General features: G+C 36.7%; 2 protein-coding genes. Both read right to left on the minus strand.

Going from position 1 to position 1,645, the window contains the following annotated elements; all coding sequences use genetic code 11:
- Positions 1-165: 165 nt before the first annotated feature.
- Positions 166-591 carry a DUF6188 family protein gene (locus ABKW31_RS22875; RefSeq protein WP_348619029.1) on the minus strand — a complete coding sequence of 142 codons (426 nt, stop codon included), beginning with the start codon at positions 589-591 and terminating at the stop codon, positions 166-168.
- A gap of 82 nt (positions 592-673) precedes the next feature.
- Positions 674-937, minus strand: a complete 264-nt coding sequence (locus ABKW31_RS22880) for a hypothetical protein (protein ID WP_348619030.1) — start codon at positions 935-937, stop codon at positions 674-676.
- Positions 938-1,645 lie beyond the last annotated feature (708 nt).

Raw genomic sequence — 1,645 nt, forward strand, 5'->3', positions numbered from 1 at the left:
TTTTTAACCGCTAAACTTACTGAAAATGCACCTAATTCCATTTTACACTCCATAGTTTGATTACAACACTAACGCTTTGCCAAGGGGCAAATGCGAACGTTGTTGGGCGAAGCCCAGTGAGTATTTGTCCCAGCCGCGCCTTTTGCGGCGAATTTAGGCAACTTGTTAGTTGCCTTGAACGAAAGCATAGTCTCCACCTCGCTGGCAAATTAGTTGAGCTTGATTACCTGTATTAAAGAGCAACCAAGGTTCGTATATACCACTATCATTTGGAAACCCTTCAACCCAGAGTTGCCTTCCACTTTCAAAGGTTATTGTTAAATCACCGTTATCTGCACAAATAAGCGATTCAATTGCTTCGACGTGTAACTCAAGCAACATAATATATTCTTTGTGATCCGCACTCAGATTATTCGGTAAAACTAATTCGGGCAATAAACGAAAATCACCATTAATCCTTAAGCTTACGCGTTCGTCATTTTCACTATTTAAGAATATTATGAACGGAAAGCCAGACTCTAAACCAACTTTGTAAACGAAGGAGTTCCCGATCATCTTTCTAGCAAATTCGTTGACGTCAATTGATGACATAATCTTCCTTGGCAACTAACGCCCCAAGCAGGGGATTTTATGAGCGTTTTGCAGCGAGTAAAATTCCCGCTGGCTTGGCTTGTTATATGGCATGTGCTTCCACAAAATATGACTTACTTTTGAAATCCCACGCAATATTGTTACTAATGTAATTTTCAATGAATTTAACATTCTCTATTTTAATAGGGTAACAATCAAACATTGGATTTTCGTTGCTTGGCTCGTTAAGTTCACTTTGAAACTTTACGAGATCAAAAGATGCTAAATCGTATTCAGCAATCAACTCTTCGGTTTCCTCACAATACTCTGTGATGTAGCGCCTAACTTTGAAAGTATCATCAATCATTGATTTGACATATAACGCTTATTAACGAGCATTTCGCATTTGCAACTGCTCGGCTTGATTGTTTTTTTCGTCATTTTCAGTGCTTACCTTCTGATTTTATTACGTATTTTTTACTTCAATTAAGCTAAAACTACGGCAGTTCTAAAAAGCAAAAAGGAGCCTGACTTTAACGAGACTTTTTTCGCTTCCTATTAAAAACCATGTGCAAAATATTTTCCATAATTAAATTAATAACTTAGCTGTTTTCTGAAAAACAAAGTGAGACCTAGAAAATCTATTTAATAGGAAGCGATATTGGCATTATTCACCAAACCTCATTATACCTGCTTTTTTATACAGCATATTGAAGTGAGAAATAATTAACCAATCAGTCAATCTATAGTCCGCTATGGTCTGAACATTTGCTCCATACCAAGACGAGGGCGAAGGGCGGCTTTTGGCACAAACCCGACCAAGATTGGATTCAATTTAGTTGTTTGAGTTTAAAACATTGATTCCCAGTTTCAAACTTTAATATGCTAGTACAAGACAAAAAGCTATTATTTACGTTACTTAGTGAAATAAAGTTCGACTATCAAGAAAAATGGCTGCACAGCAGCCATCATTAATTTTTAGAAGTTTTTTCTCTGTTAAATCTGCAAGGCTACTACGTTCCACCTCATCAAAAATAAGAACACTACCATTTTCGTAATGACGATAGATATTCAC

Source organism: Paraglaciecola sp. 25GB23A, from assembly GCF_040012495.1.
Lineage (GTDB): Bacteria > Pseudomonadota > Gammaproteobacteria > Enterobacterales > Alteromonadaceae > Paraglaciecola.